Source organism: Bradyrhizobium sp. UNPF46 (assembly GCF_006658625.1).
Taxonomy (GTDB): domain Bacteria; phylum Pseudomonadota; class Alphaproteobacteria; order Rhizobiales; family Xanthobacteraceae; genus Bradyrhizobium; species Bradyrhizobium nitroreducens.
In genome coordinates, this window is record NZ_LFJB01000067.1 from 1 (window position 1) to 15,079 (window position 15,079).

At 65.5% G+C, this 15,079-nt stretch carries 15 protein-coding genes; 1 reads left to right on the top strand and 14 read right to left on the bottom strand.

The genetic code is table 11. The annotated features are described in order from the left end of the window. Window positions 1–136 precede the first annotated feature (136 nt). From UNPF46_RS25280 to UNPF46_RS25300, 5 genes are all read right to left on the bottom strand, one after another. On the bottom strand, window positions 137–787 hold the full coding sequence (locus UNPF46_RS25280; protein ID WP_100177963.1) for a hypothetical protein: 651 nt from the start codon (window positions 785–787) through the stop codon (window positions 137–139). 123 nt (window positions 788–910) lie between these two features. Beyond that, window positions 911–1,498: a GNAT family N-acetyltransferase gene (locus UNPF46_RS25285; RefSeq protein ID WP_100177964.1), complete on the bottom strand. Its 588-nt coding sequence runs from the start codon at window positions 1,496–1,498 to the stop codon at window positions 911–913. Between the two features lie 39 nt (window positions 1,499–1,537). Further along, window positions 1,538–2,827, bottom strand: a complete 1,290-nt coding sequence (locus UNPF46_RS25290) for a M16 family metallopeptidase (RefSeq protein ID WP_100177965.1) — start codon at window positions 2,825–2,827, stop codon at window positions 1,538–1,540. Further along, window positions 2,824–4,242: a threonine synthase gene (gene thrC / locus UNPF46_RS25295; protein WP_174718993.1), complete on the bottom strand. Its 1,419-nt coding sequence runs from the start codon at window positions 4,240–4,242 to the stop codon at window positions 2,824–2,826. Before thrC ends, UNPF46_RS25290 begins: the two co-directional genes overlap by 4 nt. Before the next feature lie 442 nt (window positions 4,243–4,684). Next, the gene (locus UNPF46_RS25300) at window positions 4,685–5,329 is read right to left on the bottom strand and encodes a response regulator transcription factor (RefSeq protein ID WP_100177967.1); all 645 of its coding nucleotides are present in this window, start codon (window positions 5,327–5,329) and stop codon (window positions 4,685–4,687) included. An 85-nt stretch (window positions 5,330–5,414) separates the two neighbouring features. Here UNPF46_RS25300 and UNPF46_RS25305 point away from each other — a divergent pair, with 85 nt between their 5' ends. After that, window positions 5,415–6,737 (top strand): histidine kinase, encoded by a 1,323-nt coding sequence (locus tag UNPF46_RS25305; protein WP_142251818.1) that lies wholly within the window; start codon window positions 5,415–5,417, stop codon window positions 6,735–6,737. On the opposite strand, the gene UNPF46_RS25310 is transcribed toward UNPF46_RS25305, so the two are convergent. The 9 genes from UNPF46_RS25310 to UNPF46_RS25350 form a co-directional block, all read right to left on the bottom strand. Then, window positions 6,698–7,021 (bottom strand): DUF3325 domain-containing protein, encoded by a 324-nt coding sequence (locus tag UNPF46_RS25310; RefSeq protein WP_142251819.1) that lies wholly within the window; start codon window positions 7,019–7,021, stop codon window positions 6,698–6,700. The genes UNPF46_RS25305 and UNPF46_RS25310 overlap by 40 nt on opposite strands. Further along, window positions 7,018–8,562, bottom strand: a complete 1,545-nt coding sequence (locus tag UNPF46_RS25315; protein WP_142251820.1) for a PepSY-associated TM helix domain-containing protein — start codon at window positions 8,560–8,562, stop codon at window positions 7,018–7,020. Before UNPF46_RS25315 ends, UNPF46_RS25310 begins: the two co-directional genes overlap by 4 nt. A 5-nt stretch (window positions 8,563–8,567) precedes the next feature. Next, window positions 8,568–8,843 carry a hypothetical protein gene (locus tag UNPF46_RS25320; RefSeq protein WP_142251821.1) on the bottom strand — a complete coding sequence of 92 codons (276 nt, stop codon included), beginning with the start codon at window positions 8,841–8,843 and terminating at the stop codon, window positions 8,568–8,570. A 32-nt stretch (window positions 8,844–8,875) separates the two neighbouring features. Next, window positions 8,876–11,239 (bottom strand): TonB-dependent receptor, encoded by a 2,364-nt coding sequence (locus UNPF46_RS25325; RefSeq protein ID WP_142251822.1) that lies wholly within the window; start codon window positions 11,237–11,239, stop codon window positions 8,876–8,878. A 387-nt stretch (window positions 11,240–11,626) separates the two neighbouring features. Then, window positions 11,627–11,992 (bottom strand): nuclear transport factor 2 family protein, encoded by a 366-nt coding sequence (locus UNPF46_RS25330; protein ID WP_100177973.1) that lies wholly within the window; start codon window positions 11,990–11,992, stop codon window positions 11,627–11,629. A 205-nt stretch (window positions 11,993–12,197) separates the two neighbouring features. Then, window positions 12,198–12,950 (bottom strand): SURF1 family protein, encoded by a 753-nt coding sequence (locus UNPF46_RS25335; protein ID WP_142251823.1) that lies wholly within the window; start codon window positions 12,948–12,950, stop codon window positions 12,198–12,200. Continuing rightward, window positions 12,947–13,348: a DUF983 domain-containing protein gene (locus UNPF46_RS25340; protein WP_100177975.1), complete on the bottom strand. Its 402-nt coding sequence runs from the start codon at window positions 13,346–13,348 to the stop codon at window positions 12,947–12,949. The genes UNPF46_RS25335 and UNPF46_RS25340 overlap by 4 nt, the downstream gene beginning before the upstream one ends. 97 nt (window positions 13,349–13,445) lie before the next feature. After that, complete coding sequence (locus tag UNPF46_RS25345) at window positions 13,446–14,342, bottom strand: cytochrome c oxidase subunit 3 (protein WP_100177976.1); 897 nt, start codon at window positions 14,340–14,342, stop codon at window positions 13,446–13,448. Between the two features lie 79 nt (window positions 14,343–14,421). Then, on the bottom strand, window positions 14,422–15,075 hold the full coding sequence (locus tag UNPF46_RS25350; RefSeq protein WP_142251824.1) for a cytochrome c oxidase assembly protein: 654 nt from the start codon (window positions 15,073–15,075) through the stop codon (window positions 14,422–14,424). Window positions 15,076–15,079 lie beyond the last annotated feature (4 nt).

A 15,079-nucleotide genomic window follows, 5' to 3' on the forward strand; every position in this document is an offset into this window, starting at 1 on the left:
GAAGCTGCTGACCATCCTCAACGCTATGCTGCGCGACCGAAAAATCTATAAGGTCGCACCGTCAACATAACAGTTGCCGGCTCTGCAGCGCACCGCTGAAGAAGCGCTGCGCTGCGTCCGGGGCACGAGTCGTTCGCTACTTCTTCTTGCGCCCCTTCGGCTCGGGCGAGAGCGCCTGCGGGTCGAAGCCGACATAGAAGATGTAGTTGTCGGCGACCGCAGGCGGCGGCACCGGATAGGTCACATCCTCGACGACAAAGGTGAAGGGCACACTGCCGCCCTCGGTCATGTCGACCGTGGTCCGATAGGCCTTCGAAGCGATCACCTTCTCGCCGACGCCACCCTGCACGACGGCGATGCGCAGCGGCACCTCGACCGTGGCAGGCGCACCGGCAGGTCCGGCAATGACGCGGCCCTGAATGCCGATCCGGGCCGTGATGCCGCCGCTGCTGCGGGCACATTCGCGCGCCATCTTGGTGATCGTGGCCTGGAAACGAATCTCATTGCCGACCGCCGGCTTGTTGCCGGCGCCCACCGCGTAGGTCGAGGCCCCCGCGCGCACCGTCACCTGCGGGCAATCGAGATCGTCTTCAGCCGGCTGGCCGGGCGCGGGCGGCGGCTTGGGCTGAGCCGGCTCGTCGGACTTGCCGCCGAACAGGTTCTTGAAACGGTCGGTCAGGGACTGGGCGGCCACCGGCGAAACCGCCGCGAACGACATCGACAATGCCAGCATGATCGCCGGCATCCGCCGCAGCACATTCTCCGATGACCGAAGCTGCTTCACCATCAAAGCCCGTACTCCAATGACACTTGTCCGGCCGATCACCGGCCGGAACATGCGCCTTATATCGCCAAAATCGGCGAACCCAAGGCAGCAAAAAGGGGGATTTGGCCGCACGAATGGGGCGGCTCAGCCGCGGAAATCCTCGTGCAAGAGGCCGAACAGCAAATGGTCCTGCCAGACCCCGTTGATGCAGAGGTAGCGGCGCGCCAGACCCTCGCGGGAGAAGCCGCATTTCTCCAGCACCCGGATCGAGGGCGCATTGGTGGGAATGCAGGCCGCCTCCACCCGGTGCAGGTTCAGCTCGCCGAACAACGTCGGCAGCAGCACCCGCAGCGCCGCCGTCATGTAGCCGCGATGCGCATGGGGCTGACCGATCCAGTAACCGATGGTGCCGGCCTGCACGATGCCGCGCCGGACATTGGCCAGCGTGATGCCGCCGACCATGGCGCCGTCGAGCTCGCGAAAGATCAGGAAGGGATAGGAGCGGTCCGCGGCGATATCCTCGGAATAGCGGCGCAGGCGACGACGGAAGCCGGAGCGCGTCAGGTCGTCCGAGGGCCAGATCGGCTCCCAGGGCGTCAGGTAGTCGCGGCTGGTTTCGCGCAAATGCGCCCATTGCAGGAAGTCCGACATCTGCGGTGCGCGCAAGAGCAGCCCGTTGCCGCGCGGCGCGAGGGCGGCGGGTCCACTGGACGGCAGACGAAAGAGGGCCATGGTGATGCTTCCCGGGGCAGATCGGCCCGTGTGCGGCTCCTAGTGCAGCCGCGCCTTGGCACGTGCCCGGGTCAATCCTTCCGCAAAAGACACCGCCGTGTCCAGACCCCTGCCACTGCCTAATGCGACAACTGCAGGGCGACTGCGCGAAAGCAGTGCACGCGCCGCGTCCCGGGTCGATTCGACGCTGACGGCGTCGATCCGGCCAACCAGCTCCTCGACCGTCTGCGGCCGCCCATAGGCGAGAACATGCCGGGCGAGCTGCTCGGCGCGGGACGAACAGCTCTCCAGCGCCATCAGCAGGCCCGCCTTCATCTGCGCCTTGGCCCGTGCGATCTCGGCCTCGGTCAGCGTTTCCACCGACTCATTCATGATGTCGATCACGACCTCCATCATCTCCGGCGCATCGGCCGGATCGGTGCCGGTGTAGAGGCCGAAGAAGCCGGTATCGGTATAGGGCGCGTGGAACGAGTAGATCGAGTAACAGAGACCGCGCTTCTCGCGCACCTCCTGGAACAGGCGCGACGACATTCCGCCGCCGAGGATGTTGGTGAAGACCTGGAGCGAGAACAGCGACGCATCGGCCTGCGGCACGCCTTCCAGCGCCAGCGTCAGATGCGCCTGTTCCAGCTCGCGATGCACCACCTTGGCGCCGCCCTTGCCGAATTGAGCGGTTTGCGGCTTCGGGCCCGGCGCCGCCTCGAAACTCGCAAAGCGCTTCTCGGCCTCGGCGACCACTTGGCCGTGATCGACCGCGCCGGCCGCCGCCACCACCATGTCGGGCCCGCGATAATGCGTGGACAGATAGCCGCGCAGCATGTCGCGGTTGAAGCTGCGCAGCGTCTTGGCCGTGCCGAGCAGCGAGCGGCCCATCGGCTGGTCGGGATAGCAGAGCTCGTTGAGATGCTCGAACACGACGTCGTCGGGCGTGTCCTGCGCCGCCCCGATCTCCTGCACGATGACGTTCTTCTCGCGCTCCAGCTCGTCCGGCTCGAAGGCGGGATTGGCCAGGATGTCGGCGAGCACGTCGAGCGCGAGCGGCACGTCGGCCTTCAGCACCCGCGCGTAATAGGACGTCGTCTCGGTCGAGGTGCCGGCATTGAGGTCGCCGCCGACCGCCTCGATCTCCTCGACGATCTCGCGCGAGGAGCGCTTCGTCGTGCCCTTGAACGCCATGTGTTCGAGCAGATGCGAGATGCCGTGCTCGTTCGGCTTCTCGTCGCGCCCGCCGACGCCGGCCCAGACGCCGAGCGCGGCGGTCTCCAGATGAGGCATCTTGTCGGTGACGACGGTCAGGCCGGAGGCAAGCTTGGAAATCTCGACACTCATCCGGCAACTCCCTGCTTTGCGGCGCGGCTGACCGACAACACGAACCGCTCGAGCTCGGCCTGATCGTTCTTCATCACCTTCATGTGTTCGGATTTGGTCATCAACCCGTCGAGCCAGGCCGGCAGTTGCGGCCGCTGGCCGCAGGCCGCTTCGACAGCGTCGGGGAATTTGGCCGGATGGGCGGTCGAGAGCACGATGCTCGGAACCCGCGTGTCGGTGGTGTCGCGGTCGGCGACAGCGAGCGCCACCGCCGTATGGGGATCGACCAGCTCGCCCGCCTCGCGCCAGCCGGCGCGGATCGCAGCCGCAGTCTCGGTCTCGTCCGCGCGGCCGGCGTCGAACTCCTCGCGGATGGCCGCCAGCGTCGCATCGGGCAGCACGAAACGTCCGGACTGCTTCAGCGAATCCATCAGACGGCGCACGCCCGCCGCATCGCGCCGGCCGGCCTCGAACAGCAGCCGTTCGAAATTCGACGAGATCTGGATGTCCATCGAGGGCGACGCCGTCGCGTGCACCTCGCGCACCTCGTAGATCCCGGTCTTCAGGGTGCGCGCCAGGATGTCGTTGACGTTGGCGGCGATGCGCAGGGTGCGCACCGGCAGCCCCATGCGCTTGGCGACGTAGCCGGCGAAGATGTCGCCGAAATTGCCGGTCGGCACCACGAAATCCACCGCGCGCGCCGGCGCGCCGACGGCAACGGCGGAGGTGAAATAGTAGACCACCTGGGCGACGATGCGCGCCCAGTTGATGGAATTGACGCCGGAGAGCGAGGTCGCGTCGCGGAAGCGATGGTTGTTGAACATGCCCTTCACCAGCGCCTGGCAATCGTCGAAATTGCCCTCGATGGCGAGCGCATGGACATTGGCCGCGCCCGTCGTCGTCATCATCCGCCGCTGCACCTCGGAGATGCGGCCGTGCGGGAACAGCACGATGAGATCGACATTCTCGAGGCCGGCAAAGGCTTCCACGGCGGCGCCGCCGGTATCGCCCGACGTCGCGACCACGATGGTGGTGCGCTGACCGCGCTTGGCGAGCACGTGGTCCATCAGCCGCGAAATCAGCTGCATCGCCACGTCCTTGAAGGCGAGCGTCGGGCCGTGGAACAGCTCCAGCACGAACTGGTGCGGCGACATCTGGCGCAGCGGCACCACGGCGGGATGGCGGAAGGTGGCATAGGCCTCGTTCGCCATGCGGCCGAGCTCGGCGTCGGAGATCTCACCGCCGACAAAGGGACGGATCACGTCGACCGCGACCTCCCAATAGGGGCGACCGAAGAAGCCGGCGATGGCATCAGTGGAGAGTTGCGGCCAGACGGTCGGCACATACAGGCCGCCGTCGCGGGCAAGCCCGGTCAGCATCACGTCGCAGAAGCCGAGTTCGGGGGCCTCGCCCCGGGTCGAGATATAACGAGTCAAACTGCCCTCCAAAGGCCGACCGGCCTGAGCCGCTCGTTAAGCCTTTGATTCTATGAAACTACTTGCTAACAGCCAGAGGCTTTGGGCCACCATAAAGTGTTTTGCGGCATCGGGAAACCGCTTCCCGCCTCCACCCCGCCCAACGAAAAAGGGCTGCGGCGATGCCGCAGCCCCTCTCTTGGAAGGTCTGTCGTTGATATGTGCAGACCGGTTTGCCTCGTCCGGGTCGCCCGACCCATCAAAACTGATCGCGCAACCTTTCGTCGCCTGTCACGAAACCGTCAAGGGCGAAAACGAGATATGCGAGAGAATGTTCCTATTTTTCCCGATCCAAGTTCGGCGCCGACAAGGACAGCCAGGCCGCCGTACGCCTGCGCGTTGCCGTCATTTCCCGAATTCCGGGACATCTCGGGGGCAAATCAATGCCGGGTCCCCCGGACCATCAATTCATCCCGATTTCCACCGCGATCCTGATCAGGTCGGAATGGTTCTTGGCTCCCAACTTCTGCTTGAGCAAGGACGTGGTGTTGGCGACCGTCTTGTAGGAAATGCCGAGTGCCTCGGCCACTTCCACGATCTTGTCGCCGCGTCCGAGCAAACGGAGAATCTCGAGCTCCCGTGGCGTCATCTGCGACGCAGGGTTGGCCTTGATGGCCGCGCCGGAAAACGTCACGGCTTCCGCGAGCTGCGGGGAGATGAAATTGTCGCCCGCCACCACCTTGCGCACCGCCTTGAGCAGGATCCGGGGATCGTCGCCCTTGGAGACATAGCCCTGCGCCCCAAGCTCGACTGCCCGCACCACGAAGGCCGGGTCGTCGTTCATGCTGAACATGATGATCTTGGCGCCGGGGTCGTCCTTGCGGATGCGCCGCATCAGCTCGAAACCGGAGACGTCGGGCAGGCTGATGTCGATCACGGTGACGTCGGGCCGCTTGCTGACATAGGCGCGATGCCCGGATTTGGCGTCGGACGCCTCGTCGATACGGATCGAATGGTCCGCCGCGAACAGGGTGCGGCAACCGGACAGCACCACGGGATGGTCGTCGACAATCAGAACCCGGGTCCCGGGTTTGGCGGTATCTTGCATCGCGCGCTCTCTTGTTTTTCAACTCATAGACCGGCGGGAACAAATGGAAAGAGTAATTCCGCCGGTGCGCGTTAGAATTGTCCCAATGTGGCAACGACTCTCGTTCAGAACGCAACTGTTTGTTCCACTCGGCGCGAGCTTTCTCGCAGCGCTGATCCTCGCCGGCGTGCTGCTCCAGATATTCGCGAGCGGTCAGCTGGCCGACGAGAATGAGCCCGCCCGACGTTCGACCCGCACGATCGCCGCCGCACTCAACCACACTTTGAGCGCCGCGGACAATCCGCGGAAGATGCTCGACGCCTTCATCCAATCCTTGACCACCTCTTCCGACATTCAATTCCGCTCCGCGGAAGGCGCTCCTGCGCCTTCGCCACAGGACCGCATTCACAACCTAAAAGGGGTCCCGCAGTGGTTCATCAACCTGATCATGGTGCCCGACACGGACACTGCAGCCCCGGTGCTGATCGATGGCAGACGTATCGGCGATATCGTGTTCCTGCCGGACCTGTCCGCCGACGTGTTCGAGAAGTGGATCGGCTTCCTGGCGCTGACCAGCCTCGTCGCCGTGCTGACGGTGCTCACCGGAATCATCGCCTATGTCTTCGCGGGATCGGCACTGCGCCCCCTGCAGCATCTCGGCGAAGGCCTGACGCGGATGCGGCGTGGCGATTACACGAAGCCGATCCCGGTCGGAGGGCCGCCGGAGATTCGGCAGAGCTGTGCGGAGGCGAACGCACTGGCTGCAACGCTTGCGCAATTGAGCCAGGACAATCGCGATCTGATGCATCGCCTGGTGTCGCTCCAGGACGACGAGCGGCGTGATCTCGCCCGCGAATTGCACGACGAGCTCGGACCGCTGCTGTTCAGCATCCGCGCCGGCACGATCGCGCTGATCGACGCCGCGCCGCAGGCAGGAAATTTCAGCAATTCGGCCGAGGAGCTGCTGCAATCGGTCGAAGCGCTCCAGCAGACCAACCGCCGCATCCTCGACCGGCTGCGACCGCTCTACATCGAGGAACTGGGCCTTTCGACCAGCGTGCAGACGCTGCTCCAGAGCTATCGCAAGCAGGCACCGCATATCGTCCTGACGGACACGATCGATCCGGATCTGAACGTGATCGACGGGCCGTTGGCCCGGACCGTCTACCGTGTCGTCCAGGAGGCTCTCACCAACGTGCTGCGTCATGCCGGCGCGCACCAGGCCCACGTGCAGGTGACCGTCATCGGCGAGACGCTCGACATAGAGATCTCCGACGACGGCGCCGGATTTCCTGCCGGCAACGTCTTCGGCCGGGGCCTCACCGGCATGCACGAGCGCGTGCGGGCGCTGAGCGGATCGCTGTCGCTTTTGCGCGTTGATGAGCGAACTTACGTGCGCTGCCGCCTGCCCGTGACGGAATCCGCCTGAGGCCGACGCGCAGATACCCATCGGGGCAGCCAGGCCAGGATCAACGCCACGAGCATCGCGCTGACGCTCAGCAGGCAGACCCAGCTCAGCACCGCAAAGGCCGCACTGTCGGAGCGCGCCATGACCGCCAGAGCGGCCAGCAGCAGCGCCACGCCCACGCCTCGGATCGCCTTCCTGAGCGGCCCGGACAGATGCCGGCCGTGAAAGACCCGGCCGTACTGCTTGGGCTGACTGCCGGCGATCAGGCTCCACCCCGCCATGAGCAGCGCGAACGCAACGATCACGCGCGCGCCTCCCGGGCCGCCCGCTCGGGCGGCCGTTCTCCGGCCAGTCGACGCGCCACCAGCGCCGCGACGACCGCCGTCAGCAGCAGCATGGCGTCGATGCCGGCCACCGGCCACGAATGACGATGCGCCACCGCCTTGAGCAGATGATCTCCCGTCGTCAGGGCGTTGAGCAGAACGGCTGAGGCGGCCAGCACGGCGACGACCATGCATTGGCCGGCCCAGGCCCTGCGGCCGGCGACCCAGGCGTGCAGCAAGGTGGCCAACCATGCGAGATGAAAGACGATGATCTCGATCGCGATCCGATCTAGGCCGAGGACCGTCACGCCGAGCGGCAGGACACGATTGGATATCATGTAGCAACAGGTCGCAATCAATATGCCGGTGACGCTCGCGACCGTCACCGCCTCGACGATTCCAGCGCCGGAGCGACCGAGCTTGCGGTGCCGCTCGCGCCGCGATTCCACCCAGAACAACAGGCCGGTGGCGATCAGCGCGCATCCGGCGAGGCCAAGCCCGAAATACAGCCATCGCAACGTCCAGTGCCTGAACTGGATGAAATGCAGGCCAGCGATGAAGCGCTGCACCATGGCCGCCGGCTTTTCGGGCTTGCTGGCCGCGAGCAGGTCGCCGCTGACGCCGTCGATATAGGCGACGGCCGAGATGTTGCCGACGACATCCTCGGAGGCGCGGTTGGCCTGGACATAGACGGTGGCGTCGCCGGGATTGAAGACGTAGAGATAGTTGGGTTCGCCCTGCCCCCATGACGCCTTTGCCCTGGCGACGATCGCATCGAACGAGATCAGGTCGGCGGCCTGCTTGACCGGCGGCCGCGCATAGGAGCCGTAGGCCTCGCGGCCGAACAGGCGCGCATCCTTGCCGTAGACCGCCCAGATGCTGCTGGGAAAGTAGATCGCGAACAGGATCACGAGGCCCGACAGGCTGATCACGACGTGAAACGGCAGGCCGAGCACGCCCGCGACATTGTGCAGATCGAGCGTGGCACGGCCGACCTTGCGCTCGGGCCGAAACGTGAAGAAGTCGGCGAAGATCTTGCGGTGGATGACGACGCCCGACACGCACAGCGCCATCATCATCATGCCGCAAAGACCGACGATCCAGTAGCCGACACCGAACATTTTCAGGTTCAGTGTGTAGTGGAACGGATAGATGAAGCGGGAGGCGGCCAGCGTGCCCTGATCCGGCAGTTCGGCGCCCGTCGACGGATCGAACAGGCGCTGGGTGAAGGAGCCGTCGGCATTGCGCCACAGCGCCGTGACGACCGGATTGCGCTCGTTCGGCACCAGCAGCAGCACGGCCGGCGCCTTGGCCGCCACGCCCGCCAGGTAGGCCGGGCGCATGGTCTCGTAGGAAAACGCCGCCGGCATGGCCAGCCGCGTCGCCGGCATCATCCAGCGGTCGATCTCCTTGTCGAACACCGACAGGGTCCCCATCCAGAAGATCGCGAACAAGAGCGAGCCCAGCACCACGCCCGACCAGGTGTGGAGCCAGTTCATCGATGCGCGGAAGCCTACTTGCATGCGCGCTACACCGGAGCCCGGGCGAGCAGCAAGACGACCGCGTAGCTCAGCCCCGAGACCGCGCCGAGGCCGAGCGCGACACGCAGCAAAGCGGGATCGGCGAACGACCAGATGATGACGGCGAGATAGATCACGAACCCGAGCATGGACGTCAATGTGGCGGCTTCGCTGCGCTCCATGCCGCCCGCGGCGACGGCGATGACGGCGAGCGCGGCGATGATCGCCGATGTCCCGACATAGCCGCCGACGATGGCGAGCATGGTTCTGGCGAAGGTCTTCATGTGTTGCCGGCCTGCTGCGAATCCCCGCAATGTCAAAAGTTGAAAGTGGTCGAGACCAGATAGGTCCGGGGTGCCGCCAGCGTGATCACGCCGCTATAGGCGGAGGCCCAATAGGCCTTGTTGAAGACGTTCTCGATGCTGCCGCGGACCACGATGGGCTTGCCGTTCCACGGCGAGGTGAAGGTGTAGCGCGCGCCGAGGTCGACCCGGGTCCATTCCGGAATCGTCAACGTGTTGGCGACGTCGACATATTGCCAGCTGGTGTAGACGACGCGCCCGGTGAGGGTGAAATCACGGAGAAAGGGCGTATCCCATTCCGCGCCGATATTGGCTGTCACGCCCGGCACGCCGACCGCATCCTTGCCGTTGTTCGAGGCCAGCGCCGCCTGCTCCTGCACGCCATGGATCATGGCGACGCCGCCGAGCAGCCTGATCGCCGGCGTGACCTGGCCGAACACGTTGAGCTCGATGCCGCGATTGCGCTGGCGTCCGTTGAGCCGCTGCTCCGTTCCGCCCGGCACGGCGACGGAGATGATGCTCGGCTGGGAGATATCGAACCCGCTCAGGGTCGTGGTGATGCGCCCGGCATCAATCTTGATGCCGGCCTCGACCTGCTTGGTCTGGCCGGGCGGGAACACCGTCCCGCGGTTCAGGAACGTGCCGCCGACGACGGCCGGCGTCTGCAGACCTTCGATGTAGTTCGCGTAGAGCGAGATGTGTTCGATCGGCTTGACCACAACGGCGTAGGCCGGCGTCCACACCGAGGTGTCCTGCTCGCCGCGCGAAGAGGACGGGGTGAGGTAGTTCGCCACCGAGCTTCCCGCAGTCTGGCGCCTCACGCCGACAGTGAACTGAAGCCGCTTGTCCCACATCGACATCGTATCGGAGACGCCGACGCTCCAGAGGTCGACGTTCGTGGTCTGGCTGCCGGAGACCGTGTTGAAGGTCGGCTGCGCGATGTTGGTGGGTTCGGAGTAGAGATTCCAGTAGATCGCACCCGAGGACGGAGTCAGAAAGCGCTGGTTGTAGGTCCGGTCGGTGATTGAATAGCCGACATTCACCGCATGATTGACCGGCCCCAGATCGGCATTGATGCGGACGCCAGCTTCACCGGCGAGCGTTTCGTAGGTTTCCTTCCCCATGCCCGGCGTAGCTCGCAAGCCGCCGAGTTGAAAGGTGGCTGGCGTTGCTGGCGTCGCGGCCAGCACACCTGGAATGGCGTTGCTGATGATCGGCGAGGGATAAGCGTAGTTGATGTTGCTGTCGTGGTAGCCGAAACCGGCATACGCCGTGATCCAGTCCGTGACGTCGACCTCGCCCTTGACGGTCGAGAAGAAGTCGGTCGGATGATAGTAGGCCCAGGGGACCTGAAAGTTCGTTCCGGCCTTGGGCGGCGAGGGGATCGGGGTCGAGCCGACCGAGAAGAAGCGCTGCGGCGGGTCGAGCACGTCGGCCTGGTAGCCGATGTCGACCGCGGCCCGCACCGTATCGCCGCGATAGTCGAGCCCGAGCGCGACGTTGCCGAACTCGTCGTTCTGGCGATTCCACGGCGTATTGCCGTTGGAATAGGTGCTGTTGAGGCGGACACCCCATTCCTTGTGCTCGCCATAGCGCCGGCTGACGTCGATCTGCTGGCCGAACTGCGATTTCGACACATAGGTCGCGGTGAGCTGGGTGATGTCGACGTCGGCCGCGTGCTTGGTGACCAGATTGACGCTGCCGCCGACCGCGCCGGCGCTCGAGGCGCCGGTGCCGCCGACCGTCATGCCGTTGAGCACCGCGCTCGGCCCCTTCAGCACTTCGACACGCTCGATGAAATTGGCGCCGGTCGAGTAGTAGGGCGCGATGCCGGAGAGGCCGTTCAGCGCATAGTCGCCGCTGTCGTAATAGAAGCCGCGGATGAAAAGGCCATCGGCGCCGCCGCCGGCGGCCTGGATGACGCGCACGGAGGGATCGTTGATCAGCACGTCGCGGATGGTCCGCGCCTGCTGGTTCTGGATCAGCTCGGCAGTGTAGCTGGTCTGGTTGAAGGGCGCGTCCATCACGCCGCGGTTGCCGAGCAGGCCGAGACCGCCGCCGCTCGCGACTTGTCCGCCGGCGTAGGGCGGGGGCAGCGCTCCGAGCGTGCCGGTGGCCGGCGTCACGTAGGGCACGGGAGCTGCGCGTTGCACGGATTGCGCGGCCTGTCGCTGCTGCGACCGTCCGGACGATGATTGCGAGCGGCGGACCACAGGGCGCGGCTTCGATGCAGCAGGCGCTTCCACCGTCACCGCAGGCAGGTTCGTCTGCGCATGCGCCGATCGCGTCGAAGAAAGACCGAATGAGAGAGCGATGAAGCTGACAGCTCCGAGAGAAACAGCGCGGACCGAACCACCCGACGCAAACGCGAATTCCATAGTGCACCCCAACGCTGCCAACCGGGCAGCCCCGAGCGCTCACCTAACATGGTCATCTCACGGCGTAGAGCACCTCAAACCTGGAACTTGTCTAAGCTGCGGCTCGCATGCAGCGCCTATCGTCGCGTGCGAACAGAAGCGGGAAAGACGCGCAACATCGCGCGGAAAGAGATGCAAGAATTCAAGGAAAATCACGCAGCGCCTGCGACGAAAAGATGAAGACGCTGCAATTCAAATCGGTTGCCGGGCGCCGGCGATCCGTCCATTCGCATCGCTCGCCAAGCGCAGCGTTGGACGAATTCAGTTCCGACTCGAGATGTTCTGGGAGGGCGCGATGCACTGATGCGAAGATCGCCACGCATGACGCAGGGGGCGCCAGGCAGCTTCTCAGCACGCGCAGCTCATCTGCCCGGTTTGCGGAGCCGGTTCGCACAGCGTGCTGCGGATCTTGCCGTCCGGGCTGAAGCGGAACGAGGCCTGTATGCGCAGCGCACCGGCGACGGAATATTCGAGATGGACACCGTGGGGCGCGGGATGGATTTCTTCCAGCCCGAACCCCGCCGACGAGAAGGCGCTGAGCCGCGGCTGCCAATAGGCCTCGATCTCGCTGCGGCCGCGATAGCGCCGGGCACCGTTGCAGGTGCATTCGAGCTGCGCGTCGTCGGCATAGAGGTCGAGCAGGGCTGCGAGGTCGCCCTTGCGGCAGGCATCCACCCAGTCGACGATAATTCCCATCTGATCGAAATCGCTCACGCTGCAATCCTGTCTGCCGCGGACAATACCGGCCGGGCTTAGAACCACACTCGTGAATATGCGCTGAATAATAAACCCCGGGCGATACCGGGTTCCATCGACAGACATCTCAAGCGCGGTGCGGCCAGGATTGCTCGTCATGGCGCCGCAGGCACGATCCTCTCCGGAAACGCGACGCGCTGATCCGGATCATGCCCTGATGCGCTCAGGCCTGCCGCCGGCCTCTTGCCCACACCGCGAAGGCGATCAGCACGGCGCCCGCGAGCATGAACCAGGTGACGGCGTATTGCAGATGATCGTCCTTCAGGTGCACGTCGAGCGGCCCCGGGCGCGGAATGCCGTTCTCGGGCGCGGGCTGCTCGAGGTCGAGATAGAACGGCGCCACCGCGCCCCAGCCGAGCGCGCTGGCGATGGCCGGATGATCGCGCACGAACCAGAGCCGCTTGTCGCGGTTTTCCGCCGGCGTCAGCCAGCCGGCCGCCTCGGGAAAGCGCAGATAGCCGGTGAGCGCGACCGGCTGCCCGGTGATGAGCTTCCTCACCGCGCGATCCTCGACGCTGCGGTCCTGCATCGAGTTCTCGACGAAGCCGGCATCGATCACGACCGTCTCGCCGCTTGGAAGCCGCGCCGGCAGGAACGCCCAGGTGCCGGGGCCTGGTGCGTCCTTGCGCACCGCGGAGCCCGAGGAATAGACCATCGCATCCGGCAGGGCTGCGTAGGTTGCGGTGAAACTGACGCGGCGGAATTCGTCGCGCGCGGGATTGAGCTCGGCCCACATGGTCGGCGGCGGCAGCGCGACCGGCGCTGCGGCGAGACGCTCGGTAAGTGCCGCGACCAGCGCGTGCTTGGCGGTCCGCCGCTGCAATTGCCAGAAGCCGAGCGCGAGGAAGACGGCCGTCAGGAACAGCGTGAACAGTGCGAAGCCGGCCACGCGAGGCTTGCGTGCAGGCTCGTTCATTTCGCGCGGTCGACCAACCGGCCCGGCGCCGCCTTGTGGTGGAATTGCAGCGCGATCAGCAGCGACTTCATCGCACGCAGCGGCAGGAGCGTGGTGGCCAGGATCAGCGGCAACCACAGCACCGCATGCAGCCAGTACGGCGGCTGGTATTTGACCTCGACGATCAGCGCGGCCGCGACGACGATGCCGCCGGCCAGCATGATGATGAAGATCGCCGGACCGTCGCCGGTGTCGATGAAGGCGTAGTCGAGGCCGCAGCGGTCGCAGGCGGGTGCGAGCGTCAGGAAGCCTGCGTAGAGCTTGCCCTGGCCGCAGCGCGGGCATCTGCAGGCAAGCCCACGCAGCGCGCTCTGCAGGACGGTGGTCTCGGGCTCGGGTTTACCGGCGGTGTCGTTCATGATGGCGGACTCTATCACAGTTTCCGCCGGAGCTCCGGCGGCTGGAAAAGGAAAGGGCGGCCCTGCGGCCGCCCTTTGGGATCATCTGCCTTGCGGCTCAGTGCGCGCCGTGGGCCATGGTCTCGGCGCCGTGTCCCCAGACGTAGATGCAGAGGAACAGGAACAGCCAGACCACGTCGACGAAGTGCCAGTACCAGGCCGCGAACTCGAAGCCGAGGTGCTGCTTCGGCGTGAAGTGGCCGGCATAGGCACGGAACAGGCAGACCAGCAGGAAGATGGTGCCGACCAGCACGTGGAAACCGTGGAAGCCGGTCGCCATGAAGAAGGTCGCGCCGTAGACGTTGCCGGCGAAGGAGAACGCCGCGTGGCTGTACTCATAGGCCTGTACGCAGGTGAAGAGCGCGCCCAGCACGACGGTGAGGATCAGGCCGTATTTCAGGCCCTGGCGGTCGTTCTCGAGCAGCGCGTGGTGCGCCCAGGTCACGGTGGTGCCTGACGTCAGCAGGATCAGCGTGTTCAGGAGCGGCAGGTGCCAGGGATCGAAAGTCTCGATGCCCTTCGGCGGCCAGGTGCCGGGGACCGCGCAGGCGCCGGCCTGGGTGCCGAGACCGCAGCCGAACACGGCATCACGGGTGGCGTGGACCGCGTCGGCCGGGAACAGCGCCGCGTTGAAATAGGCCCAGAACCAGGCGACGAAGAACATCACCTCGGAGGCGATGAACAGGATCATGCCGTAGCGGTGATGCAGCTGCACGACGCGGGTGTGGTCGCCCTTGTACTGGGCTTCCTTGATCACGTCGCCCCACCAGCTCGCCATGGTGTAGAGCACGCCGACGGTGCCGACGCCGAACACGATCGGCGCGGCCGAGAACATGTGGTGCATCCAGGAGATCGCGCCGACCGCCATGATGAAGGCCGAGAGCGAACCGACCGCCGGCCACGGAGAGGGATCGACCAGGTGATAGTCGTGATGCTTGGTGTGCGCCGTTGCCATTTGCGGTCTCTCTCCTCAATCCCGTGCCTGTCAGGCACTTATCCCCTTGTTTCCGACCTCCAGAGCGCGAGCTCTGCGGTCAGAGATTTCCCTTGCGCTTGTCGCCTTCGCCCGATGCCAGCGGCTTCACCACGGGATCCTTCACCGGATAGAAGGTGTAGGACAGCGTGATCGTGTTCAGCCCGTCGTTCTCGTGGTCGTCGGCGATCGAGGGATCGACGTAGAACACGACCGGCATCTCGCGCTTCTCGCCGGGTGCCATGGTCTGCTCGGTGAAGCAGAAGCAGTTGATCTTCTGGAAGTAGGAGCCGACCGTCAGCGGCGCGACGTTGTAGGCCGCCTGCGCGGCCGTGGTGCGCGCGGCCTGGTTGGTCACGGTGTAGAACACGGTCACGACCTGGCCGATATTGACCTCGATCTCGCTCTGCTCCGGCTCGAACTTCCAGGGCAGGCCGGGCGCGACGTTGGAATCGAAGCGCACCGAGATCTTTCGCGCGATCGGCCCGGTGGCTGGCGCCGAAGTCGCCACCTGCGTCGTGCCGTTGAAGCCGGTGGCGCGGCAGAACCAGTTGTAGAACGGCACGGCCGCGTAGGAAGCACCGACCATCAGCGCGACCACGCCGCCGCAGATGGACGCAACCACCGCATCGCGACCCGAGGCGCGGCGCTTGGCCGGCTTGGGATCGGCCGGCTTGGCGCTGACGTGCTGCGATATGGTGGGCTCGTGATCCATGTTT

Excerpts from the sequence above, each read along its gene's own strand:
- UNPF46_RS25280 (WP_100177963.1), bottom strand. The coding sequence starts at position 787 with ATGGTGAAGCAGCTTCGGTCATCGGAGAATGTGCTGCGGCGGATGCCG.
- UNPF46_RS25285 (WP_100177964.1), bottom strand. The coding sequence starts at position 1,498 with ATGGCCCTCTTTCGTCTGCCGTCCAGTGGACCCGCCGCCCTCGCGCCG.
- UNPF46_RS25290 (WP_100177965.1), bottom strand. The coding sequence starts at position 2,827 with ATGAGTGTCGAGATTTCCAAGCTTGCCTCCGGCCTGACCGTCGTCACC.
- UNPF46_RS25300 (WP_100177967.1), bottom strand. The coding sequence starts at position 5,329 with ATGCAAGATACCGCCAAACCCGGGACCCGGGTTCTGATTGTCGACGAC.
- UNPF46_RS25305 (WP_142251818.1), top strand. The coding sequence starts at position 5,415 with ATGTGGCAACGACTCTCGTTCAGAACGCAACTGTTTGTTCCACTCGGC.
- UNPF46_RS25315 (WP_142251820.1), bottom strand. The coding sequence starts at position 8,562 with ATGCAAGTAGGCTTCCGCGCATCGATGAACTGGCTCCACACCTGGTCG.
- UNPF46_RS25320 (WP_142251821.1), bottom strand. The coding sequence starts at position 8,843 with ATGAAGACCTTCGCCAGAACCATGCTCGCCATCGTCGGCGGCTATGTC.
- UNPF46_RS25325 (WP_142251822.1), bottom strand. The coding sequence starts at position 11,239 with ATGGAATTCGCGTTTGCGTCGGGTGGTTCGGTCCGCGCTGTTTCTCTC.
- UNPF46_RS25335 (WP_142251823.1), bottom strand. The coding sequence starts at position 12,950 with ATGAACGAGCCTGCACGCAAGCCTCGCGTGGCCGGCTTCGCACTGTTC.
- UNPF46_RS25340 (WP_100177975.1), bottom strand. The coding sequence starts at position 13,348 with ATGAACGACACCGCCGGTAAACCCGAGCCCGAGACCACCGTCCTGCAG.
- UNPF46_RS25345 (WP_100177976.1), bottom strand. The coding sequence starts at position 14,342 with ATGGCAACGGCGCACACCAAGCATCACGACTATCACCTGGTCGATCCC.
- UNPF46_RS25350 (WP_142251824.1), bottom strand. The coding sequence starts at position 15,075 with ATGGATCACGAGCCCACCATATCGCAGCACGTCAGCGCCAAGCCGGCC.